Annotated in this window: 28 protein-coding genes and 2 pseudogenes; 11 read left to right on the top strand and 19 right to left on the bottom strand. The window is 44.9% G+C overall.

Annotated elements, in window-relative coordinates; translation table 11 throughout:
- Positions 1–82 precede the first annotated feature (82 nt).
- Positions 83–895, top strand: coding sequence for a hypothetical protein (locus K6984_RS19395; protein ID WP_221897020.1), 813 nt, complete (start codon positions 83–85; stop codon positions 893–895).
- 349 nt (positions 896–1244) lie between these two features.
- Here K6984_RS19395 and K6984_RS19390 read toward each other — a convergent pair whose 3' ends face one another.
- On the bottom strand, positions 1245–1391 hold the full coding sequence (locus tag K6984_RS19390; protein ID WP_221897019.1) for a hypothetical protein: 147 nt from the start codon (positions 1389–1391) through the stop codon (positions 1245–1247).
- A 12-nt stretch (positions 1392–1403) separates the two neighbouring features.
- Between K6984_RS19390 and K6984_RS19385 the strand changes: the two genes are divergently transcribed.
- Positions 1404–1580, top strand: a complete 177-nt coding sequence (locus K6984_RS19385) for a hypothetical protein (RefSeq protein ID WP_221897018.1) — start codon at positions 1404–1406, stop codon at positions 1578–1580.
- Positions 1581–1792: 212 nt separating this feature from the next.
- Here K6984_RS19385 and K6984_RS19380 read toward each other — a convergent pair whose 3' ends face one another.
- From K6984_RS19380 to rpsT, 3 genes are all read right to left on the bottom strand, one after another.
- Entirely contained in the window at positions 1793–3265 is a 1473-nt protein-coding gene (locus tag K6984_RS19380) for a hypothetical protein (protein ID WP_221897017.1), read from the bottom strand.
- Between the two features lie 185 nt (positions 3266–3450).
- The gene (locus K6984_RS19375) at positions 3451–4461 is read right to left on the bottom strand and encodes a Gfo/Idh/MocA family protein (RefSeq protein ID WP_221897016.1); all 1011 of its coding nucleotides are present in this window, start codon (positions 4459–4461) and stop codon (positions 3451–3453) included.
- 202 nt (positions 4462–4663) lie between these two features.
- Positions 4664–4927, bottom strand: a complete 264-nt coding sequence (gene rpsT, locus K6984_RS19370; protein WP_221897015.1) for a 30S ribosomal protein S20 — start codon at positions 4925–4927, stop codon at positions 4664–4666.
- An 84-nt stretch (positions 4928–5011) separates the two neighbouring features.
- Here rpsT and murJ point away from each other — a divergent pair, with 84 nt between their 5' ends.
- The 3 genes from murJ (at position 5012) to K6984_RS19355 (ending at position 7369) form a co-directional block, all read left to right on the top strand.
- Positions 5012–6553 carry a murein biosynthesis integral membrane protein MurJ gene (murJ, locus tag K6984_RS19365; RefSeq protein ID WP_221897048.1) on the top strand — a complete coding sequence of 514 codons (1542 nt, stop codon included), beginning with the start codon at positions 5012–5014 and terminating at the stop codon, positions 6551–6553.
- Between the two features lie 98 nt (positions 6554–6651).
- The gene (locus K6984_RS19360) at positions 6652–6858 is read left to right on the top strand and encodes a hypothetical protein (protein ID WP_221897014.1); all 207 of its coding nucleotides are present in this window, start codon (positions 6652–6654) and stop codon (positions 6856–6858) included.
- Between the two features lie 115 nt (positions 6859–6973).
- A complete protein-coding gene (locus K6984_RS19355) occupies positions 6974–7369 on the top strand; it encodes a hypothetical protein (protein ID WP_221897013.1) in 396 nt (131 codons plus the stop codon).
- Here K6984_RS19355 and K6984_RS19350 read toward each other — a convergent pair.
- The 3 genes from K6984_RS19350 to K6984_RS19340 form a co-directional block, all read right to left on the bottom strand.
- On the bottom strand, positions 7340–7972 hold the full coding sequence (locus K6984_RS19350; RefSeq protein WP_221897012.1) for a transposase: 633 nt from the start codon (positions 7970–7972) through the stop codon (positions 7340–7342). The two genes, K6984_RS19355 and K6984_RS19350, sit on opposite strands and share 30 nt — an antisense overlap.
- Before the next feature lie 12 nt (positions 7973–7984).
- Complete coding sequence (locus K6984_RS19345; RefSeq protein ID WP_221897011.1) at positions 7985–8173, bottom strand: hypothetical protein; 189 nt, start codon at positions 8171–8173, stop codon at positions 7985–7987.
- Between the two features lie 89 nt (positions 8174–8262).
- Complete coding sequence (locus K6984_RS19340) at positions 8263–8700, bottom strand: hypothetical protein (RefSeq protein WP_221897010.1); 438 nt, start codon at positions 8698–8700, stop codon at positions 8263–8265.
- Positions 8701–8712: 12 nt separating this feature from the next.
- Here K6984_RS19340 and K6984_RS19335 point away from each other — a divergent pair, with 12 nt between their 5' ends.
- The 3 genes and pseudogenes from K6984_RS19335 to K6984_RS35805 all read left to right on the top strand — a co-directional run bounded on the left by K6984_RS19335 (position 8713) and on the right by K6984_RS35805 (position 9351).
- Positions 8713–8958, top strand: a complete 246-nt coding sequence (locus tag K6984_RS19335; protein WP_221897009.1) for a hypothetical protein — start codon at positions 8713–8715, stop codon at positions 8956–8958.
- A gap of 12 nt (positions 8959–8970) precedes the next feature.
- Positions 8971–9186, top strand: a pseudogene (locus tag K6984_RS35810) (IS66 family transposase); the annotation flags it as partial.
- Between the two features lie 36 nt (positions 9187–9222).
- Positions 9223–9351 (top strand): transposase domain-containing protein, encoded by a 129-nt coding sequence (locus K6984_RS35805; protein ID WP_338024555.1) that lies wholly within the window; start codon positions 9223–9225, stop codon positions 9349–9351.
- Between the two features lie 306 nt (positions 9352–9657).
- Here K6984_RS35805 and K6984_RS19325 read toward each other — a convergent pair whose 3' ends face one another.
- Complete coding sequence (locus K6984_RS19325; protein ID WP_221897007.1) at positions 9658–9795, bottom strand: hypothetical protein; 138 nt, start codon at positions 9793–9795, stop codon at positions 9658–9660.
- 12 nt (positions 9796–9807) lie between these two features.
- Between K6984_RS19325 and K6984_RS19320 the strand changes: the two genes are divergently transcribed.
- Entirely contained in the window at positions 9808–9996 is a 189-nt protein-coding gene (locus K6984_RS19320; RefSeq protein WP_221897006.1) for a hypothetical protein, read from the top strand.
- A 215-nt stretch (positions 9997–10211) separates the two neighbouring features.
- On the opposite strand, the gene K6984_RS19315 is transcribed toward K6984_RS19320, so the two are convergent.
- Positions 10212–10484 carry a hypothetical protein gene (locus K6984_RS19315; RefSeq protein WP_221897005.1) on the bottom strand — a complete coding sequence of 91 codons (273 nt, stop codon included), beginning with the start codon at positions 10482–10484 and terminating at the stop codon, positions 10212–10214.
- On the opposite strand from K6984_RS19315, the gene K6984_RS19310 reads away from it, so the two are divergent.
- Positions 10441–10596, top strand: a complete 156-nt coding sequence (locus K6984_RS19310) for a hypothetical protein (protein WP_221897004.1) — start codon at positions 10441–10443, stop codon at positions 10594–10596. The genes K6984_RS19315 and K6984_RS19310 overlap by 44 nt on opposite strands.
- 565 nt (positions 10597–11161) lie before the next feature.
- Here the strand turns inward: K6984_RS19310 and K6984_RS19305 are convergent.
- Complete coding sequence (locus tag K6984_RS19305) at positions 11162–11365, bottom strand: hypothetical protein (RefSeq protein WP_221897003.1); 204 nt, start codon at positions 11363–11365, stop codon at positions 11162–11164.
- Positions 11366–11688: 323 nt separating this feature from the next.
- On the bottom strand, positions 11689–11931 hold the full coding sequence (locus K6984_RS19300; RefSeq protein ID WP_221897002.1) for a hypothetical protein: 243 nt from the start codon (positions 11929–11931) through the stop codon (positions 11689–11691).
- On the opposite strand from K6984_RS19300, the gene K6984_RS19295 reads away from it, so the two are divergent.
- Entirely contained in the window at positions 11888–12025 is a 138-nt protein-coding gene (locus K6984_RS19295) for a hypothetical protein (RefSeq protein ID WP_221897001.1), read from the top strand. The two genes, K6984_RS19300 and K6984_RS19295, sit on opposite strands and share 44 nt — an antisense overlap.
- A gap of 58 nt (positions 12026–12083) precedes the next feature.
- Here the strand turns inward: K6984_RS19295 and K6984_RS19290 are convergent, their stop codons facing one another.
- From K6984_RS19290 to shc, 8 genes and pseudogenes are all read right to left on the bottom strand, one after another.
- The gene (locus tag K6984_RS19290) at positions 12084–12263 is read right to left on the bottom strand and encodes a hypothetical protein (RefSeq protein ID WP_221897000.1); all 180 of its coding nucleotides are present in this window, start codon (positions 12261–12263) and stop codon (positions 12084–12086) included.
- Between the two features lie 182 nt (positions 12264–12445).
- Positions 12446–13255 (bottom strand): annotated as a pseudogene (locus K6984_RS19285) (malate dehydrogenase); the annotation flags it as partial.
- Between the two features lie 66 nt (positions 13256–13321).
- The gene (locus K6984_RS19280) at positions 13322–14227 is read right to left on the bottom strand and encodes a cytochrome c oxidase assembly protein (RefSeq protein WP_221896998.1); all 906 of its coding nucleotides are present in this window, start codon (positions 14225–14227) and stop codon (positions 13322–13324) included.
- A gap of 53 nt (positions 14228–14280) precedes the next feature.
- Entirely contained in the window at positions 14281–16143 is a 1863-nt protein-coding gene (gene dxs, locus K6984_RS19275; RefSeq protein ID WP_221896997.1) for a 1-deoxy-D-xylulose-5-phosphate synthase, read from the bottom strand.
- A 12-nt stretch (positions 16144–16155) separates the two neighbouring features.
- Positions 16156–17547: an aspartate aminotransferase family protein gene (locus tag K6984_RS19270; RefSeq protein ID WP_221896996.1), complete on the bottom strand. Its 1392-nt coding sequence runs from the start codon at positions 17545–17547 to the stop codon at positions 16156–16158.
- A 16-nt stretch (positions 17548–17563) separates the two neighbouring features.
- Positions 17564–20167 carry an MMPL family transporter gene (locus tag K6984_RS19265; RefSeq protein WP_221896995.1) on the bottom strand — a complete coding sequence of 868 codons (2604 nt, stop codon included), beginning with the start codon at positions 20165–20167 and terminating at the stop codon, positions 17564–17566.
- A complete protein-coding gene (locus tag K6984_RS19260; RefSeq protein ID WP_221896994.1) occupies positions 20164–20883 on the bottom strand; it encodes a phosphorylase family protein in 720 nt (239 codons plus the stop codon). The genes K6984_RS19265 and K6984_RS19260 overlap by 4 nt, the downstream gene beginning before the upstream one ends.
- Positions 20880–22796, bottom strand: a complete 1917-nt coding sequence (gene shc, locus K6984_RS19255; RefSeq protein WP_221896993.1) for a squalene--hopene cyclase — start codon at positions 22794–22796, stop codon at positions 20880–20882. Before shc ends, K6984_RS19260 begins: the two co-directional genes overlap by 4 nt.
- Position 22797 lies beyond the last annotated feature (1 nt).

The raw sequence follows: 22797 nt of genomic DNA, 5'->3' as shown, positions 1-22797 counted from the left end.
TAATTTCAAATAAAGCTTGCAATTGCCGAAAAAATTTTTCTAAAAATTTCCGTTTTAATCACCTCATAAACGGATATCACCCATGCTTAAAGACCTACCACTCTCTGAACATATTCACCAACACTGCAATGAAAGTATGGAACGTGCCCTGTTAGCAGAGCGTCATCCTTTGTGGGCTCGTTCATGCCCAGAGTTGAAGGATATCGACTTTATTCGCCTTGGGTTATTACGCTGTATCAGTGTAGTCGATAGTGGTCGCCATTTCCTCCAAACCAATGAACAGATTTATGGCCAGCTGCTTCCCCACTCAACGTATTTTAAATCACTGAAGTCGCATAGACGAACAAGTATGCTTGAGGCATTTGAACAGCAGAGCTACCATCTTCACTCTGAAACACTGCTATCGCAAGGCATTGATTATCTTAAAGCATTCCCAGAACTTGACGAATACACCATAGAAGCAGCGGATGGACATTTTATTGATCATGCCTGCCATACTGAAAAAAACAGCAAGGGGAAAGTTTATGCGGCCGGGGGGATTTACGCGTTGAATCTCAGAAGTGGGTTGCTCAGATTTCTTTGTCTGGTGACAAACGGAACTCAGAGGCATCAAGAAATACCTGTGTTACGAGATCATATTGAAAAGCAAAACAAGGGAAATAACAGCTCTCAGAAACATCTCTATGTCTACGATAAAGCCGTCACCGACTTTGTCTGGTGGGATCGGCAGAAACGACATGCTAATTACATGATTTCAATGCTAAAAGAAAATTCAATTGCGACTCTGGTTGAGTCTATCCCTTTTGACTCCCGCCATGAGATCAATACAGGGGTTGAAGCATACAGTGTGTACGAAAACAAGGGCATCAAATTTAACGTGGTGGATTACCGTTAACTCGATGTTCAAGTTTTTTAACTGATTGACTTTATTGGTAATTTTACTGACAAAGAAAGCATCAACATCATTGTAAATCAATCACTTATAAAACAAAGCCGGAAAAATTTACTTTTCTTAGCCCAGTTATAGCTGAAAACTTGAACATCGAGTATAAAGCCGTTTGTTTTGTTTGCGTTGATGATAAATGGCATAGTTGCCATTAACGCTTTGCTGTCCAATAAAGTCTTTGGCCGCTTGCTGGGAGCTAAAGACCGCTAATTGCAAGGTTAGGTGATGTTTGTTTTGTTGCTTAATCCACGCTTCATTATGAATTATTTTTTTTGAGATTGAAGCAGGTATTGCCTTGTTAGCTACAGTCGTTCGCTGTCAGCCCCGGACGGGCTGATAGTCTCCAGAAGGCGCAGGGAAATTTGCCAATCCGAAGTGCGCGATAGCGCGCGAGGGAGGCTAAAATTTTATCCCGAATAGCCGTAGAGCCATTTGTGGTAGCCATGACTGAGCTGCTTTGTGCTCAGTCTGTGGCGGACGCAGGGCGGCTGGAGCATCTCCTATTCGCTGCGTAGGTGAACGAATTACGGCGACAGGAGTCCCGGAATTTCGTGAGGTAGCATGGCGCGCCTGTTCTTGCTGGTTTTTTTGTTCTGGTTTGAGTCATAGTGCTACCAGGCTTTGTTCCACCTAGGCAAGCTGCGACGGCAAGCTCATCGCCACGTTTTACCTGTATATACTTGGCATGAAACGCTTTATCGACTTTCTGTGGCCATGCGCCTGCGCGGCTGTTTCTATAGCGGCTAAATTGCCTTGGGCCACCGTTATACATAGAATAAGCAGATCGAGCCAGGTTATCAAGGCCGCCGTGTTTTTTATGCTCCCCTTTTTTCAGTGCATAGCGAGTCATATATTTAAGCAGAATATTGCTACCTGTCTCTGCATTATAGGCAATATTCCAGCGTAATTTGTGTCGATCAACAAAGCCGCGCCAGATATTTTCATTAATTTGCATAATGCCGGTATCACCGGTTGATGAATGCAGGGGAGTGATTTTTTTGTTTTTACCACATACTGGCGCCAGCAGCTTTCCTGACAGGCGGTGGTGAGTACCAGTTTCTGAAAAATATCACCTTGCTGTGCCGTCAGGGAAGATTTTTTGCCCGCTTTGCTAGCGGTATTGATTAACAGTGTGCGTACCTGCAATAGGTAGGCATTAAGTTCATTAGCAGTTGGTATCCAGTTATCTAATGGGCGGGTACTGGCTGCGTTGGCAGTATTGATTGGCCATAAGTTGATTTGATACTGACTATGATCTGTATCGCTATTTTCAGGGTCTGGGTTAAACTGAAAAATACGCAGTAGCTCGGGATCGATAGCCTGGTTATATTCCAAGGGGCTTATGCCGGGGGTGTTAGTCAACATGCGCGCTAATCTACGTAAGCCATCGATAGAAATATCCAGGCCAAATGATGGCCCCAGCTTGTCTAATGCCTGTAATGCATCTGTGGAGGTGACTAGGGTTAATAATGCCAGCGGAGCCTGTTGCGGGTTAGCCGTGCTGATTTTTTGTAGTACCGGTATTAGCTGTGTCCAGCTATCAATAAACCAGTGCCTGACGGGATCATTACTCTGGTCTTGTTGTAGTGCGACTTGTAATTGATAACGTGCGTCTAACAGAATTTCAAACAGAGTCTGTTTAAGTTCCTCTAATTCAGTTTGCTGAGCATAATTTTTAATAGTATAGGTAAGCAGGGCATCCATGCTTTGCCATTTTTCCTGCCATAGTTGCTGTTCTTGTGCGTTAAGTACCTGCTCTGGCTGTTTTGCAGGTGCAACAGTATTAACATTAAATTGCAGTTTTCCGGTAATACCCTGTTTAACGACCTGTATATCATTCAGCCGCATCGAATCGAGCATGCTGTTGATTTGCTCATGGTTATGTCGGGGAAGGAATAACGGCAGAAAATTCTTTAACTCACTAATTGCAGGCGCTAGATCCAGAAAAAACCTGTTAAATAAAGGGTGTATATGTGTTCTGGCATAGTCCCATAAAGGGCCAGTCGTTAATCGTTCATGATTAAGATTGACCAGATGGCTGTCTATAAGCTGTAGGTGGATCAGACGCGGGTCGTTTGCTTTTATTAGCGGCTTGCTGATAATTTGCGCATAGCCGTCCCAATTGAATAAGGGCACACAGCGATCAATTACCTTGACAGCGAGCCGGGCTTTTAGCTGCGCATTAATTTGTAAGTGTTGCTTGAATTCACTTAGTTGCGGATTAGATAGGGTGATTTTACTACAGCCCTGCGGGTCGTTTAGTACTTCTATTGAACTGGACGGCTCGGTAAATAATTGTCTGACGAGTAGTTTTTGCAATTACGCAAAGTCAATTTGCATGGGTACAGCAATGGTCTCTGCAAGGGTAAACTGCGTAGACAAAAGAAAAATTAGAGCGATAGCCGGGTAATGGGAAAACAGTGGGAGCTTTAGCATGCTGTATGATTGTGCTTGTTGATGGTATAGCACCCGTTCTGAATGATACGCCTAAATTAGCGATGTATTTATTCTAGCCGTATGGTGCGTCCCTGTTCGACAGATTGCAGGGCAGCAAGAATAATTGCGCAGTTATCTTTTGCATCCTGCAGGGAAAGTCTGGGTGGCTGCTTATTGAGTATGCAAGCACAGAAATGTTCGACTTCCAGTTGAAAGTGATTCGCTAGATCCAGTTTTTCAATCTGTGGTTCAGATGAATCTGCTTGCCAGGAGATTACCGGCTGCTCATCTGCTTTAGCCCAGACGTTATGACACTTTATACCGCCAGTTGTGCCGATAATCTCATATTCGGCGCGTCGGGCATGTTCAAAGCTGAAATTAAATTGTGCATAGCGACCATCGCCAAAATCAATCAGGCCGCTGCTGCTAATATCTGCGCCATGTTCATTATGCTTTGCCAGTGCTGTGACTGCCTGGGCTTTAGTATCGCCAAAATGAAACCGCGCGGCATGAATGGCGTAACAACCGATATCCCACATTGCGCCACCACCTTGATTTATGGGCCGATCCACACGATACAGACGAGCAGGCTGCATCGGGTAGGCAAAACAGGTGCGTACCGAGCGAACTTCGCCAATAGCACCAGAGCTGATAATTTCCTGAATGCGCTGATGTTGTGGATGAAAGCGATACATAAAGCCTTCCATAACATAAACTTGATGTTGTTTAGCTGCGCTTTCTATGTTTTCTATATCCGCAATACTCAGCGCGATTGGTTTTTCACATAAAACATGTTTGCCATGCTCTATTGCGCGTAAAGTCCAGTGCGCATGATCTTCTGTAGCAAGCGGTATATAGACTGCTTGTATCTCAGGGTCTTTAAGTAGCTCGGCAGGATCATCGTACAGACGCAGGTTTGCAATATCTGGTGCATATTGCTCTAGTGTTGTCGTAGCTGCCCCAGGTCTGCGGCTGGCAATAGCAATCAGCTCGCTGTTATTAGCCGCAACAATAGCCGGCATAAGTTGTTGGTTAATGCGTGCAGCGCCTAGAATTCCCCAGCGTATTTTGTTTGACATAGTCTGTATCTACTTATAGTGGATGGTAGGCAGAGTATAGCAAAAATAGCTGGACGTGACTTCAGTCCGCCTTAAAAAGCTTTTTATTTTGGCGGGCTGAAGCCACGTCCTGCAGTAGCTGAATTTGGTATCTTTCAGGCAAAAAAACACCAGGTCAAGCTAAGAGCTTGCCTGGTACTTTGGGTAATGCCTTGCGGAATTACTAAGCCATTGCGCGGATTCTTTTATTAAGTCTGCTTTTGTTTCTTGCCGCTTTGTTTTTGTGAAGTAGTCCTTTATTTACTGCTGAGTCGATAACTGGAACGATTGTTGCATAAGCTGTTTTTGCTTGTTCTACGTCACCAGAATCTACTGCAGCAATAACTTTTTTGATGAATGTACGTAGATTGCTACGTTGTCCTGCATTGCGAACGCGGTTCTTTTCTGCCTGACGTGCGCGTTTTCTTGCTTGAGCTGTATTAGCCATGATTCCTCGGTTATTGCGTTGTATATTTTAAAACCGTTTATTTTCCCGATAAATGATATGATTGTCAATCTTTTAATAGCAGGAATGCAAGTCTTGAGCCGCAAACTTTTTAAATCGACCGCGATAGTCAGTAGCATGACTATGATTTCACGTATATTAGGCTTTATTCGGGATATGTTATTTGCACGCATTTTCGGTGCAGACTCTGGCACTGATGCCTTTTTTGTGGCGTTTAAAATCCCCAATTTTTTACGCCGCCTCTTTGCCGAAGGTGCTTTCGCTCAGGCATTTGTCCCTGTGTTATCAGATTATAAGCAGCAGGGAGGTAAAGCAACGCTACGCCATTTTATAGATCGTACTGCAGGAACGCTAGCACTTATTTTAATGTTAACTACCATTGCGGGTATGCTCGCTGCACCGTATCTAATTATGGTGTTTGCCCCCGGCTTTTCCTGGCAAGGGGAGCAGTATGATTTGGCAGTGCAGATGTTGTGTATTACCTTTCCGTATTTGTTTTTTATTTCATCGGTCGCATTTGCTGGTGGAATTTTAAATACCTATGGTAAATTTGCCGTGCCTGCATTTACCCCGGTATTCCTTAATATATGCCTGATTTCTGCGGCTATCTGGTTAGCGCCTTTAATGCCGCAGCCAATTGTTGCTTTGGCCTGGGGTGTGTTTTTTGCTGGTGCAGTACAGCTGGTTTTTCAGTTTCCTGCCTTGCGCCGCTTAGGCCTGGTACCACGCTTACGCTTTGGCTTTAGGGATCCAGGGGTAAAGCGTATTTTAAAGCTGATGCTACCCGCCTTGTTCGGTGTTTCTGTGACCCAGATTAACTTATTACTGGATACTTTACTGGCTTCATTTTTAACGGCAGGCAGTATTTCCTGGTTATATTATTCGGATAGGCTGGTCGAGTTCCCCCTGGGGATATTTGGCATCGCATTGGCGACTGTGATTTTACCAAATCTGTCAAAAAACCATGCAGCAGAGAATACCGAGGCATTTTCCAGGTCCCTGGATTGGGGGTTGAAGTTGGTAGTGTTAATCGGTGTACCTGCATCACTAGGCTTAATTATGCTGGCTGAACCTATGGTCTCTACATTATTTCAATACCATCATTTTGGTGTTAACGATGTTGTTATGACTGGGCGCAGCTTAATGGCTTATTCTGTCGGATTATTAGGCTTTATATTGGTAAAAGTACTAGTGCCTGGCTTTACTTCACGTAAGGATATGAAAACCCCAGTACGTTTTGGTATTTATGCGATGATTGCCAATATGCTGTTAAATATTGCCCTGGTTTTCCCTTTGGCCCACGCTGGTTTAGCTTTAGCGACATCATTAGGCGCATTTTTTAATGCCAGTTTATTATTGTCTAAGTTGTTAAAAACTAAAATTTACCGACCAGCAACAGGTTGGCGCGTCTTCATTTTACGTATTATATTGGCATCTTCTGCTATGGCATCTTTGATTTACCATTGTGTTGATACCAGTCTTTGGCATAACTGGGGCTTAGTCGATCGAGCCTTGAATCTAGCGATGTGGATAGCCATTGCGGCGACTTTATATGCATTTGTTTTATTGCTATCTGGTTTAAGGTTAAGACATTTATCTGCAGGGTAAATTAGCAGTGCTGCTGATGAGTATGTGTGTGCGTAGCGTGTCTCTGCAAATGTCAAAAGAGTATGATTTGGTTTAATGAATTTATTTAAGAGGGGATGATGAACGAGAATATTGCTCATAAAGCTGTTCTGATCTACCCTGAATTTGATACCCAGGACACCTTCTGGAGTTATGCAGAAAGCCTGAAAATGTATGCGCCTGCCAGTGAGTTTGGGGTGCTAAAGCGATTATTGCCGCCGTCGGGGCGTATGGGCTTGTTTAACCATCTTAAACCCTATTACTCGATGTTCAAGTTTTTTAACTGATTGATTTTATTGATAATTTTACTGACAAAGAAAGCATCAACATCATTGTAAATCAATCACCTATAAAACAAAGCCGGAAAAATTTACTTTTCTTAGCCCAGTTATAGCTGAAAACTTGAACATCGAGTATTATGAACAGCTTTGCCTGATAGATAAAAATATTGACCCCCGGCCTATCAGTGAGTTTATCGCCGATGCTGATCATATTTATATCGGCGGAATGATGGCGCAAGAGCAGAGCTTGATCAAACTAGGGCTGGAAGTAAAAAAGTTCAATAAATTATTAATTGTGGGTGGCACGGCGATTAGTCCGCAGTCGCCATTGATGCAAATCACTGATCATTTGCTGGAAAATGAAGCGGAAGGGGTTATCGATGAGTTGCTAGAGGGGCTCAGCAAAGCTAAGGCCAAAAAATATTATAAAGGTGGCTTTAATTCACCAGAATTTTTTTCCAGCCAGATTATGCTGCTATTAATATCATCAGTGTTCCCCTATCAATTGAGGCGGTAAAACTAACCTCGCCACAAGAGAGCTCATAAAGCACTGTAAAGACATTCCTGTTATTATTGCGTTTTGAACTGCCCGAATGGTATACGAGCTGATACGAGATATTCTTGCCTGGAAAAATAATGGATTCACAAAACGATCTCGTTTTTGAGCCTGTTGCTGCCTTATCTCCAGAGCCTCGCTATATTTTTTATCCGATGGATGAATCAATTCTGGCTGTTGTGTTTTTGAACTCTCTTCAAACACGCGCATTAAATTATAGCTCATTGCAGTCAGGCGCATTTGATTTTCAAGTGAGCGGGTATTGGAAGACCAAGCTTTAGTTTCCTTGAAATTACTTTTAGTGTTATTGAATGTCTTTTCAATCGTCCATCGCTTGAAATACAGCATGGCAATGGTTCCAGGGTTAATAGTCATTGGCAAGGTTGTCACAAACCGGTGAAGTTTTCCGGTTTCTGGATCACGGTAATCCACCACGTTAAATTTGATGCCCTTGTTTTCGTACACACTGTATGCTTCAACCCCTGTATTGATCTCATGGCGGGAGTCAAAAGGGATAGACTCAACCAGAGTCGCAATTGAATTTTCTTTTAGCATTGAAATCATGTAATTAGCATGTCATTTCTGCCGATCCCACCAGACAAAGTCGGTGACGGCTTTATCGTAGACATAGAGATGTTTCTGAGAGCTGTTATTTCCCTTGTTTTGCTTTTCAATATGATCTCGTAACACAGGTATTTCTTGATGTCTCTGAGTTCCGTTTGTCACCAGACAAAGAAATCTGAGCAACCCACTTCTGAGATTCAACGCGTAAATCCCCCCGGCCGCATAAACTTTCCCCTTGCTGTTTTTTTCAGTATGGCAGGCATGATCAATAAAATGCCCATCCGCTGCTTCTATGGTGTATTCGTCAAGTTCCGGGAATACTTTAAGATAATCAATGCCTTGCGATAGCAGTGTTCAGAGTGAAGATGATAGCTCTGCTGTTCAAATGCCTCAAGCATACTTGTTCGTCTATGCGACTTCAGTGATTTAAAATACGTTGAGTGGGGAAGCAGCTGGCCATAAATCTGTTCATTGGTTTGGAGGAAATGGCGACCACTATCGACTACACTGATACAGCGTAATAACCCAAGGCGAATAAAGTCGATATCCTTCAACTCTGGGCATGAACGAGCCCACAAAGGATGACGCTCTGCTAACGCTGTCAGCCCCGGACGGGCTGATAGTCTCCAGAAGGCGCAGGGAAATTTGCCAATCCGAAGTGCGCGATAGCGCGCGAGGGAGGCTAAAATTTTATCCCGAATAGCCGTAGAGCCATTTGTGGTAGCCATGACTGAGCTGCTTTGTGCTCAGTCTGTGGCGGACGCAGGGCGGCTGGAGCATCTCCTATTCGCTGCGTAGGTGAACGAATTACGGCGACAGGAGTCCCGGAATTTCGTGAGGTAGCATGGCGCGCCTGCCCTAAAGAGAGTCGCAAGAATAAAATGGGGCTGGCTCAAACCGCATTACGTAAGTTTGCCCGACTGTATGCACTTGAAAAACAGATCAAAGACCTGACGATAGAGCAACGTTATTTACAGCGTCAGTAAAAAAGCAAACCTTTACTGGAAGAGTTAAAGCAGTGGTGCGATAACAACCTTACCAAGACAGCAAAGGACAGCGCAATAGGTAAAGCCATTCGTTACACTATTAACCAGTGGGGTAGCTTGATCCGCTATATTGATGACGGTAATATACAAATTGATAATAATGCAGCTGAACGGCATATCAAACCGTTTGTGATTGGACGTAAAAACTGGCTGTTTAACCAGACACCACGCGGTGCAAATGTCAGCGCACTACTTTACAGTCTTGTGCAAACAGCCGTTGCTAATAACCTGGAACCTTTTGATTACCTGAAATACCTATTAACTGAACTACCCAAGCTGGGTAGGCATTATAAACCGAAGCACTGGATCAGTTTTTGTCCTGGAACTGATTGAAAAAATTAAGCCTCTAAAGTAATTGAGCTGTCAGGTGGAGGATTGCGCTTCAAATTCGACTGACCTTGCGCCTGACGAGAATCACGGTATGGCATACGCGCTGTCAGCACTTCCGAAACTGAACTACCCAAGCTGGGTAGGCATTATAAACCAGAAGCACTGGATCAGTTTTTGTCCTGGAACTTGATTGAAAAAATTAAGCCTCTAAAGTAATTGGTGTAGCTTGTCTAGGTGGAGAGAATTGACGCTTACAAATATACTGAACTGACCTTGCGCCTTGACGATGAATCACCGGTGATGGCAGAGTTACGTCGCTGTCAGCCCCGGAAGGGCTGATAGTCTCCAGAAGGCGCAGGGAAATTTGCCAATCCGAAGTGCGCGATAGCGCGCGAGGGAGGCTAAAATTTTATCCCGAATAGCCGTAGAGCCATTTGTGGTAGCCATGACTGAGCTGCTTTGTGCTCAGTCTGTGGCGGACGCAGGGCGGCTGGAGCATCTCCTATTCGCTGCGTAGGTGAACGAATTACGGCGACAGGAGTCCCGGAATTTCGTGAGGTAGCATGGCGCGCCTGCACTGGTTTCATAAGGCAAACTTTATCAACGGCTTTTATGGCGTTGAAACCCCGAATGAAGCCTCCTTGTTAGGAACAGATAAAAGGCAGAACCTGCGCGGTGAGCGTAGCCTGGTCGAAAAACTAAAGTTTATATCCGAGCAAACCGGTGCAGGGGTGATGATGGGCATGATTTACGGTTTTGACCATGACAGCGATGAATCAGTGCAGGAGTTTATTGATTTTGTAAATGCCTGCCATGCCCCTATTGTTATGGCAGGTCTATTAAATGCTCTGCCTTGTACTCCGTTAATAGCACGGTTGCAGAAACAAGGGCGGATGATCCAGGCGAGTAGTGGCAATAATTCGGACGCTGAAAATCATGGAAACGGAGCTTAGCGAAGTGGTGATTTTTAGTCCCTGATAGGCGACAGGGCAATTCGCTGATTCGACGTGTGCTAGCAGCACGCGAGAGGAGCAAGAATTGCATTCCGAATAGCCGTCCAGCCAGTGAGGTAGTAATGACGAAGCGGCTTTTGTGCGTAGTCGTTGCGGACGCAGGGCGTTCAGGGCATCTCCCATCCGCTGCGTAGGTGAACGAATTATGGTGACAGGAGTCCCGGAATTTCGTGAGGTAGCATGGCGCGCCTGTGGTATTATTCATCTGAAGTTTCCCAATAATTATTTATGGTAAAATTGAAACTATGCTACAACTGTATGAAAGAAATAGTCTTTTCATTCGTTTCAAATGCTATTGCCTAAGGGGAATTAAGTAGGGGTTTGCTATAAACATGGCAAAACCACCTAAAATAAACCTCGATACACCAGCATTGTGTATTACAGCTACTCAATAATTGGGAAACTTCAGCAAAGCAATTACCGGGCGAATAATAATGCCCTGGTTTACCTGGTCAAAATTCTGACCAAAAAACACGCACTAAGCTACTGGCGTTATTTACCTAATGCGCTGGCAATCGCTAATAGACGCTGTGGATTTAATACCCCGGGATATATGGCAATCGTGGCAGAGTACTTTTCGCTTTGCGGACAGTACACACACACTTTTCCAGCCAGATAAACGCACAGCGGAAAAATATAGCTCAGCGAGAATATACCGATTCGCAAAGCATTGCCTGGCGCGAAATAAATGGGCCAGGGCTTGAATAGCGGCAATACGGGGCTTAGCTTTGACCGTTTGGAATATTTACAGGAGAAAGTTTATTGAAGAAACCCAGATGATTGGGTTTCTGTCTATGTTTTTATTTGGCTACTTTTTTTAGTGCTTTTTTAGCTGCTTTTGTCGCCGACTTTCTGTTTTCAGGCTTCTTCTTAATAGTAATTTTGCTGATTTTTTTTAGCATAGATTTTGCTTTCTTTTTAGCGATGATTTTTTTAGCAACAGCTTTTTTAATAACCTTTTTTGCAACAGACTTGACTGATTTTTTCTTAAGGGATTTTGACATTGTAAATTCCTATTGAGATTATAATGGGATGAAAAACTTACTAAAAGTAATAAGTTATACTTCGCGTGGTCACGGATGCAGAGTTTATAACGCACTAATTTTTGTCGAGGGCAAGGCGCTAAAACAGGCGCATAGCCGACTACGCAACTGTTTTAGCAACGCCGCCAGCGGCAAAAAGTCAGTCGTTAGAAATCCGCAGTCGTGACCGCGCGAAGTATATGTTGATAATATAATTAATATGGCTTAAAGGCCAATAAAAAATAGCGGTAATGTAACGCGCAATAAATAATTTGCTCATATTGCGCAGGATATTTTGTTTGTTTTCAATGTGTAGCCAAGGCACATGGCAGGCTACCGCTGAAAATCATGGAAACGGAGCTTAGCGAAGTGGTGATTTCTAGTCCCTGATAGGCGACAGGGTAATTCGCTGATTCGACGTGTGCTAGCAGCACGCGAGAGGAGCAAGAATTGCATTCTGAATAGCCGTCCAGCCAGTGAGGTAGTAATGACGAAGCGGCTTTTGTGCGTAGTCGTTGCGGACGCAGGGCGTTCAGGGCATCTCCCATCCGCTGCGTAGGTGAACGAATTATGGCGACAGGAGTCCCGGAATTTCGTGAGGTAGCATGGCGCGCCTGGCAATTGTTTCTACAACGCAGATGATGGACAAAAAGACCAGCAAGGAGAGTGGGTTGCGAGTTGCCTAAGGCGAAGCCTCATTTCATAAGTCTAAAAGCGTACTGATTGTTGCTTTAATTTTTTTCGCATTCGCTGTCAGCCCCGGACGGGCTGATAGTCTCCAGAAGGCGCAGGGAAATTTGCCAATCCGAAGTGCGCGATAGCGCGCGAGGGAGGCTAAAATTTTATCCCGAATAGCCGTAGAGCCATTTGTGGTAGCCATGACTGAGCTGCTTTGTGCTCAGTCTGTGGCGGACGCAGGGCGGCTGGAGCATCTCCTATTCGCTGCGTAGGTGAACGAATTACGGCGACAGGAGTCCCGGAATTTCGTGAGGTAGCATGGCGCGCCTGACTATTTAAATCCTGTTGCTCGCGTTTATTTAGTGCCGGGTATAAATAGCGTATGATACCTCTGCGGCCGACTACCACCGGAATGCTAAAACAGTTATTAGTGATGCCTAGCCACTCATCAAAGTAGGTGCAAAGTGGCATGGTGCGGTGGGCATCAGAAACAATGGTTCTAAGCACTTCAGTGCAGGCATTGGCAATGGCAAAATTGGTATAGCCCTTGTTATGATAGACTTCGAATCCTGCGTCAGTTACTTGATCAAATATCTCGCGGTGTAATGGGTTATCATTGATCGACTCACAGCCAACAATCGCCTGACTAAAAATCGGGAATTGGTTAGGTCCATGCTCTCCGACGACATAAGCGCGTAGATCATCAGGATGGATTTTCTCGACTTGTGAGAGCATGACCCTGAATCTGGCTGAGTCTATCAATGTACTCACACCAATAACCTGGGATGCAGCAAAGCCTGAAAGCTTGGTCGTCAGGTAAGTCAAGGCATCAACAGGGTTAGATACAATGACCAGCACTGCATCTGGGTTATTACTGGCAATAAGTGGAACTAATTCTCGAAATAGCGCAACATTGACCAGTCCCAGTTCTGTGCGCGAAGACATTGTCTTTGACATGGAGATTGATGCTGTAATCACTACGATATCTGCATCTTTAGCCTGGGCAATTTCGCCAGAGCTTATTTTCATGGAGTGCTGACAAAAAGCCAGACTATGCTGCAAATCCATTGCATCTCCGGTTGCTGTTGACGCTGTGCGGTTGCATAGTATTAGATGATCACAGAGGCCTCTCATTACGATGCTGTATGCGAGAGTTTCGCCAACACGCCCCATACCGATAATTGCAATTTTCATAAGCTCCCCCCAACGTAATAATGTGTTTTAAACCTAGAAAGATCGGGACAGGTGACGCGGAGTAATTTAGTGATAGCGCAATTTTTTATCTTTGCGTGTCCATAGAAAAAATACAACAGCGGTACCAATCAGTCCTATCATGCCACCAGGTCCCCAGATCATAATACCGCCTAACTGCTGATCCAGCATTATTTCAATGGCTAATCGTCCATCGAGTACATCGTAAGCAGCATAGATCTGATCTCTCTTTAAAGTAATAATAGCACCAATAATAGTATTAGGTATGGTCACTAACCATAAAATAATAATACGTATACCAAACGGAATACGGGATGATTTCTGGCGTGGATCGCAGATTAACCACCAGAAAAAGAAGCCGGTCAGAATCATGGTGAAGTGCATCCAGTTATGTAAAGACTGGTCTGCCAGGGCGCTATTATGCAGGCTGGGGATTTGCCAGATGAGTAGGGTTGCGATAAATAAAACCGATGCGATGACTGGGTAGTTCAGGAAATTATATAGCCACTGTATCACTTTATTACGGATAATCGGTGTCAAAATAGAATGGCGTACCACTTTGGGAAGCCCCTGTATTAGTGGTGCGAGAGGCATACTTAAGATAAGCAATAGGGGGCCTAAACCACGCATTAATAAATGTTCAATCTGATGAAAAAACAAAAAATGCTCGGACAGTGGCTCTAATGGAGATTGCAGGGCGATAACGAAGCACAGCATACCCAGTAGAAAGCTAATGGTTTGCCCGATGCTGACGGGGCGGCCTGCTTCACGCCGCTTGGCACGACCCCGAAAAAAAACAACTACGGTTAAAAGCATCGGGATGGCAACATCGGGCGTGAAAATCCATGCCGACCAGATGGATTGCCAGAGCCTAATGGTGCCGTGGGCAAGGCTAAGTAATGGAAAAAGTAATAGGCATAGTGCTGTTAACGATTTTACAGAAGTATAAGACACAGTTTATGGCTAGATGTTGGGTGGGCTATATGCACCCACCCGAAAGTGATTGATTAGGCGCAGAAGTTTTCTATTTGCGTTGTAATGCCCTGCATATCCAGACCACATTCTGCCAATAGCTCTTCACGCGTTCCCTGTTCGATAAATTCATCAGCTAAGGCGATATTTAATACTGGCATCAGAATTTTCTGCGCCTGTAAAAATTCATTGACCGCGCTACCAGCGCCACCCGCGAGTACATTTTCTTCAACGGTGACCAGCACATCATGACTCTTAGCCATTTGCAGAATAATGTCTTCATCCAGTGGCTTGATAAAGCGCATATTAATGACAGTAGCGCCTATATGTTTACCCACTTCAAGCGCAGGAGTGACCATGCTGCCCCAGGCAAGAATTGCTATACGGCCGCCTTGATGACGTACTTCAGCTTTACCGATTTCCAGTTCAGCAAAGTCATTAGCAATAGTAGTGCCCGGGCCTTTACCGCGAGGATAACGTACTGAAGCAGGGCCTTCATAGTTATAGCCAGTGGTTAGCATTTGTCGGCATTCATTTTCATCGGCTGGTGCCATTACCAGCATATTCGGAATACAGCGCAGAAAGCTGTAATCAAAATTACCCGCATGCGTAGGACCATCAGGGCCAACCAGGCCAGCACGGTCGATGGCAAATAACACATCCAGGTTCTGGATCGCGACATCGTGCACGAGTTGATCATATGCGCGCTGTAAGAACGTGGAATAAATAGCAACAATTGGTTTTGCTCCCTGACATGCCTGTCCAGCAGCGAGGGTCACCGCATGTTGTTCAGCGATCGCGACATCAAAATAGCGTTTTGGATAACATTCAGAAAATTTCACCATTCCTGAACCCTCACGCATGGCAGGGGTAATGCCTAATAAACGTTCATCTTTTTCTGCCATATCACATAACCAGCAACCAAAAACCTGGGTATAAGTCGGGTGTGGCGATGGCGCGGATTTAGGCAGGCAATCCTTGCTACGATCAAAGGCGGGTACACCATGATAAGCTAACGGGTCTTTTTCAGCAGGGGCATAGCCCTTACCTTTTTTAGTAACGATATGCAGAAATACCGGGCCAGAAAGTTCTTTGACGGCTTTCAGCGTATCGACTAGCATATCCACATCATGGCCATCAATCGGGCCAATGTAATTAAAGCCTAGTTCTTCAAATAAAGTGCCGGGAACAATCATGCCCTTAACATGCTCCTCGGTCTTTTTTGCAAGTTCCCATACAGAGGGTAGGTTACTGAGTACTTTTTTGCTTTCTTCGCGTACAGAAGAATAAAGCTTGCTGGAAATGATTTTAGTAAAGTAGTTGTTCATCGCACCAACATTAGGCGAAATTGCCATATCGTTATCATTTAGAATAACCAGCAAATTGGCGTCAAGAGCACCCGCATGATTCATCGCTTCAAACGCCATGCCGCCAGTAATACTACCATCACCAATAATTGCGACCATGCGGCTGTTTTCACCTTTATTTTCAGCAGCAATGGCCATACCTAAGGCTGCACTGATCGAGGTGCTCGAATGGCCAACGCCAAATGCATCGTATTCACTTTCCTTGCGCTTGGGGAAAGCCGAGATACCGTCTTTAGTGCGAATTGTGGTCATGCGCTCTTTGCGCCCAGTGAGGATTTTATGCGGATAGGCTTGATGTCCCACATCCCAGACTAGTTGATCGTTAGGTGTGTTATAGACATAATGTAAAGCAACGGTTAATTCAACCGTTCCCAGACCCGCTGAAAAATGGCCGCCAGATAAACTAACAGAGTGGGTTAAAAATTCGCGTAATTCACCGGATAGCGGAATCAACTGATCCCGGTCTAATTTCCGCACATCGTCAGGAAGGTCGATGGTATGTAAAAGTGGATAATTCTCTGCAATATTCATAATATACGTTCCTTAAGACCCTGTTTTTGATTTAAGTGCATGGCCAGCTAGGTTTTTACCCAGTGACCAGATTGAGCCAGGGACTTTGTGAGTGTCAGCAATGGCATGATCGAACGAGTTAACAATCCAGTCGCGATCTTTTTGTGTTAAGTTCAATGGCGGCAATAGTTTAACGACATTCATGCCGTGTCCAGCCACCTGTGTGAGTAAGTGATGATCTTTAAATAAGGGGATGGTGACCATCTGACAAAACAAGCCTTTATTCGCCGCTTCCAGCGTTGCCCAGGCGGCTTTAAGGGTTAGGCTTTTAGGCGCCTGAAATTCGATGGCAACCATTAGCCCTTTGCCTCGTGCTTCTTTTAAAAATTCATATCGACTGCTCATGGCATTGATACTACGAATAATATCTGCGCCGACCAGAGCACTGTTTTGCACCAGGCTCTCATCTTCAATAACCTGTAAGGTAGCCAATCCTGCCGCCATCGCCATATTATTTTTTGAAAAGGTTGAGCCATGAACCACGGCTCTATCCATGCGGTTAAACACCGTATCCATAATTTTACTAGTCATGGCAACGCCACCAACGGGGACGAAGCCACCAGATAAGGCTTTAGCCATGCAAATCATATCTGGTTGTACATCCCAGTGATCGATAGCCCAGAATTTTCCAGTGCGGCCTATGCCGGTTTGTACTTCATCGGCAACAAATAAAGTGCCATATTGTTTACACAGGCGCTGTACGCCCACCAGATAATTATCATCAGGTAGGTTTACGCCTTTACCCTGTATCGGTTCGACTATAAATGCAGCAACATCTTTATTGCTCAGTGCCTGCTCTAGTGCCGCCAGATCATTAAATGGCACAGAACTGCAGCCTGGCAGAAATGGGCCAAAGCCTTCGCGAAACACTTCTTCACCAATTAAAGATAAAGAACCCATGGTCAAGCCATGATAGCCATGCTCACAGAAAACGATTTTTTCTCGTTTAGTGGTATAGCGGGCAAATTTAATAGCCGCTTCAACCGCTTCGGTACCGGAATTACAGAAGAACATCTTATCCAGATTATCCGGAGTGGTAGCCAGGATTTTCTTTGCCAGCAAGCCACTTAATAAAGACACATCCATTTGCACCAGGTTAGGTAATTCCAGTGTCAATGTTTCCTGTAGCGCGTTAACGACTGTAGGGTGGTTGCGCCCTACGGCAAATACACCAAAGCCACTTAAACAATCCAGATACTCGGTGTTTTGCTGATCATATAAATACTGACCCAGCGCCTTTGTGTAGGTGCGGTCATAGCCTATCGTTTTTAGAACTCGAACCATTTGATTATTCAAATAGTTTTCGTGCAACTCAAATTTTTCCTGACTATGTTGAGTAAAAAGTTCGGCGATACTGAATGACATGACTGTATCTTGGTCTTTAAAGTTGAATGGTTCTATTGCTAAAAGCAGGTAATATAAACAGCGTGCAAAACAGCGTAAAGCTAATGCCAACAGCCAGAGTAATCCCCATGCTGGAAATGCCAAAATGCGGTATTAACGCCAGGCTGATAAAACTACTCATGGTGGTCAGCGAACTGAACATGACCCCGCGCGCGGTACTGCTTTGTAATAAATGTTGATTGTCCTCAAGGCCTTCATATAGGCAATGGATAATATGAATACCGCTATCAACGCCCATGCCTAACAGGAGAGGCAGGGCGATGATGTTAGCAAAATTAAACGGAATGCCAAGAAAAACATTGGTCGTGCAGGTTAATAAACCGGCAAGCAATAATGGACCTATGACTAATAGCGTTTTTTTAATGCTTTTCAGCATAAACAAAAGTAACAGGAAAATAATGATTAACGAGCTGGCAAATGCCTGCTGAAAAGCGCCAACCACCGCTTTTCCCGAAGCAAGATCACCCACCGGCAAGCCGACTGCGGTAGGCTCAACACTCTGTACTTGTTCAGCGAACTGCTTTAAGTTGGCAGGGATATTTAAATTCTGCTCCGGCATAATCATCGTACGATAAATACCCGTTAGACTAAGCCACTGCAGACGAATCTCGTCAGGTATATCGTTTATATCAAACGGGTAGGCAGTTAAGCCTTGGCTTAGCATCTTAATGGTGTAGGGCAATAGACCCAGAATACTATTATCCAGGTTTTGCGCCAGGATGACCGGCTCTGGAAATAATTCCAGCGCAGCTAAAAATTTATCGATACTGCTACTGAGATCCTGCAAAACCAGCGGGTCTATGGACGTGCGGTTGTTTGCCAGCAAGCTGGCAAGTGTTGCATTAAACTGACTTAACACCGCGATAGTATCAGAGGGAACAAGGCGTGCGTTAAACTGGCTGAGCTGAGGTCCTAGAATTAATGCCAAGTCTTCGATAGTATATAGCTTATCTTCCTGGTCTGTAGCTACCAGACTTTCCAGTGAGATAGTCCCATGCACGCTTGAAAGTTGTTCCAGCTTTTTCTGCATTTTTTGTGTTGCGTGCAGGCTATCACTTAAAGCGTACAGAGCATAAGGCGAGTCAGTTTTTGATTTGAGTAAGTCTTTAAATGTGCTGACTGTGCTCGCCTTGGGGTTACGCATATCGATCGGGTTAGAATCAAAGCTGATATACGGGACGACGAATAGACAGGCAGCAACAAGGACAAATGTACCGATGCGTATGGCTTTTTTATAGCGAAATGGCAGGGTCTGGATAAACGAAGGTTGTGCCGAAGTATGAAACGGCTCTGCCTGCTCAAGTTTAAATATCGTCAGCAAGGCAGGTAATACCAGCATGGAAACTGCAAGGCCAATAAACATGCTGACACCAGAAATCATGCCTAGTTCAGAGACGCCTTTATAGTCTGTAGGTATAAAAGCAAAAAAACCGATAGAGGTGGTTAAAGCGCAAAGAAATAATGAAAAGCCAACGCTGTGCAGGGCTTTTCTAATAGCCTTTTTATTGCTACATTTCTTAACTAGTTGCGCGCGGTAATGCAGGTTCATATGAATGGCGAAATCCACTCCCAGACCTATATACAATGCTGCGAATGAAATTGAAATAACATTTAAATGACCAATGGCAATAGCTGCAAATCCGGCCGTCAGTGTTAGTCCCATTAATAAGGTGATCAGGGTTGCTAGCAGTAGCTTAATCGAGTGAAAGCAACGAAATAAAATAAGCAGTACCAGTAGTAAAGAGCCAATGCCACTGAGTACAGCGCCATCACCTATATCTTCCAGTTCTTCATGCTGTAGTGCGATATCACCGGTGATACGAATATTTGTTCCGGGCATTTCCTGCATAAGCAAGCTAGATAATGCGCGTGCTTTTTCAATCGCAGCAGCGACTGGCATCATCGACTGGTAATGCACCCGGGGCTTGGCAATCACAATTCGGCGGGTTTTGTTTGTGGCACTATTCGGGTTGAGTATTTCTTGCCAGGAAACATGATAATGTTCGCCTGCAGCAGTTTTGTTTAGAGCTGTGCTGATGGATGTTAGTAGCGCTGGCAAGCTTTGGCTGATGACACTATCTTCATTTTCCAGCGCCTCGGTTAAAATGCTAAACAGTCCTTGCAGATGGTAATTCTGTGCCAGATAACCAATAAAAGGCTGGGCATCGGTTAAGTTGCTGGCTAATTTATCTAACTCTGCAGTGGATAGATACAGAAAAGCCTGCTGACGAAAGAATGCATTGTCATCCGGAATATAGCTGGACTCAAAAAAATCGCTATTGTTATTTAGGCGCTTTAACAGATTAGTCGCCGCAATTGCAGTTTCTTCCGGGGTAGGCGTATCGACCACAAATAAAATGGCATTGGTATCTTGTGGAAATGCAGTTTCCAGGCGCTTGTAATTTTTCTGAAATGGCAAATCAGGTGACAGCATCTCAGACGAATTATTATTCACGCCAAGATGGTCTTTTGCATAGTAAGCACTCAGTCCTACCAGCAATAGAGCGGCACTAATAATAAACCACGCATAACGCGTTACCAGGCAGCCTTGCCACTCGAGTATTCTTGTTGACAGGCTCATGCCAGACTCCACTGCGTCCGAGTGATTTGTGGCAACTGACCCGCAAGGTATTTCAGGGTTTTCTTTGCCGCATTGAAGTGCATACCTAGTGTTATTAAACGAGGCAGGTCGCCTGGATGGCTGCATAAATAGCGCAGCAGTTTGCGAATAGATATAACGCCGCTGTCGGTCATCGCATAATCAATCGCCCCGGGAAGGTCAAGCTGCGCCGGGTCAACTATGCTGCGTATGGCGATAAACGGGAGTTGTGCCTGCTGAGCAAGTTGCGCGACTGCGGCTGATTCCATATCCACTGCGATCGCCTGAGTCGTCAGGTATAGCCGGTTTTTATCGCAGGCCTGGCCGATCACCGTATCACTTTCCAGCAATGTGGCTTGCGTATGCTTTATGGTCTTATCTAGTAGGTCGATAACTTTCCGGGACCACTGTTTATGTGTTGTTAATTGAATATTGTCCCGGGTAAGTATATCGGCAGGAACAACCAGGTCACCGGCTTTTAACTGCGGAGATAATGCGCCGGCACAACCCCAGCTAATTAATTGATTTGCACCCAGTATTATCAGGTTTTGCGCAGCACTTGCCGCATTTTTAGAACCAGCGCCAGATAAAGTAATCAAGGTGTTTGCAGACACGGCGATGCATTCACCCTGTTTAATTCTGGATTTAGTCAGAGTGTGTAATTCTTCAGGTAGTGCAACCAGAATACCGGTAATCACTTGTTACGCTGCTCATTGCGGTAACGCGCCAGGGCCCATAATGGAAAGAACTTATCATAACCGTGGTATTTTAGGTAAAACACGCGCGGAAAGCCGGGAGCCGTGTGACAATCATCCGCCCATACGCCGTCTTGCTGTTGCATATTTAGCAAATAATCAATACCGCTACGAACTGCTTGTGAATCATGCTCACCCGCAGCCATTAAAGCCAGTAATGCCCAGGCTGTCTGAAAGGCTGTGCTGGAATGGAATTGACCGCGCAATTCAGCCTGGTGATAACTTTGATTATCCTCGCCCCAGCCACCATCTTCATGCTGTACGCTTTTTAACCATGCGGCCGCTTTAGTGTACATAGGGTCATCTTTAGGCGTGCCAGTTTGCTCTAGCGCGATTAATACTGACCAGGTGCCATAAATATAATTAGTACCCCAACGCCCAAACCACGAGCCATCTTCTTCTTGCTCGGAACGAATATAATTTAGGCAGCGATTATACGCAGGTAAATATTCATCATGCTCCTGTGCTACTTTAGCCATTAGCATGATGCAACGCGCACTAACATCAGCCGTAGGCGGGTCTAATAAAGCGCCGTGATCGGCAAACGGGATTTCATTCAGGTAATAATAAGAATTATCTACATCAAATGCACCATAGCCGCCATTACCTGCCTGCATACCTACAATCCAGCGAGTCGCGCGGTGAATGGATTCATCCATATCAGGGAGTTCAGACGTTGCCATGCCATAAGCAACAACAGCAGTATCGTCGACATCGGGGTAATGCGGGTTCTCAAATTGAAATGCCCAGCCACCGCCTTCCAGGTTAGGGCGTTGAATACGCCAGTCACCAGGCTCATCCGATAGTTGCTTGGTTTTCAACCAGTCATAAGCACGTTCTCTGCTAGCTTTGGTGCTATCTAAATCAGCTTCCTGCAAGGCAAGTAGAGTTAGTCCAGTATCCCAGACAGGGGATAGGCAAGGTTGGCAATATGCTTCATCTGTTTTGATGACGAGTAGTTTATCGATCGCCTTACGGGCAGTGACAACATGCTCATGGTCGGCGGGCATGCCGAGTAATAGCATGGCTTGATAAGCATTGACCATCGCTGGAAAGATACCGCCTAAACCATCTTCGCCATTGAGGCGCTCGGTAAACCAGTCTTTAGCTCTGGCAACTGCAGTCTGGTGCATTTTCTTGGTGACCAGAATACGTGACTTCCGGCCTAGTGCATCCAGAAATAGAAAGAATTTATTCAGCAGCCCACGCTCAGGAAAATAATGTTGCTCCTTGTCTGGGTGAACTATGAATAATTCCAGAATATTGATGTTTAGCGGGTTTTTAGCTTTCGCTTCTAACGTACATAAGATAAATAAAGGAATCATCACGGTGCGGGACCAGTAAGATACTTTGTCTATATGGAATGGAAACCATTTGGGTAGCAGCATGATTTCCACTGGAATAAACGGTACGCCACGCCAGGGAAGTTGCTCAAAAATGGCCAGTGAAATACGTGTAAAAACGTTTGCTTTTGCCGCACCGCCCTGCGTAAGTATAAACTCGCGTAGGCGCACCATATGGGGCTGGTCTGTCTGGTCTCCAGCCATTTTTAGGGCGTAGTAAACTTTAACACTGCAACTAATATCGCCATTACCACCGGCAAACAGAGGATAGCTACCATCTACAGACTGGTGCGCACGCAGATAGGTCGCAATTTTTTCCTGTAATTTACTGTCAATATCATCCAGATAATGCATCATCATGATGTATTCAGCTGGAATCGTACAGTCTGCTTCTAGCTCAAATAACCAATAGCCGTCCTGGTGTTGCAAGGATAGCAGTTCATCCTGTGCATTTTTTGTCGCATTGTCCAGATTATGGATATTGCGCATATTATTGTAATCCTCGGTAAACATA

The organism is Bathymodiolus japonicus methanotrophic gill symbiont, assembly GCF_019721995.1.
In the GTDB taxonomy this organism is placed as follows: domain Bacteria; phylum Pseudomonadota; class Gammaproteobacteria; order Methylococcales; family Methylomonadaceae; genus Methyloprofundus.
Note: the sequence above shows the minus strand (reverse complement) of the source record. Positions and strands in the feature narration are given on the sequence as shown.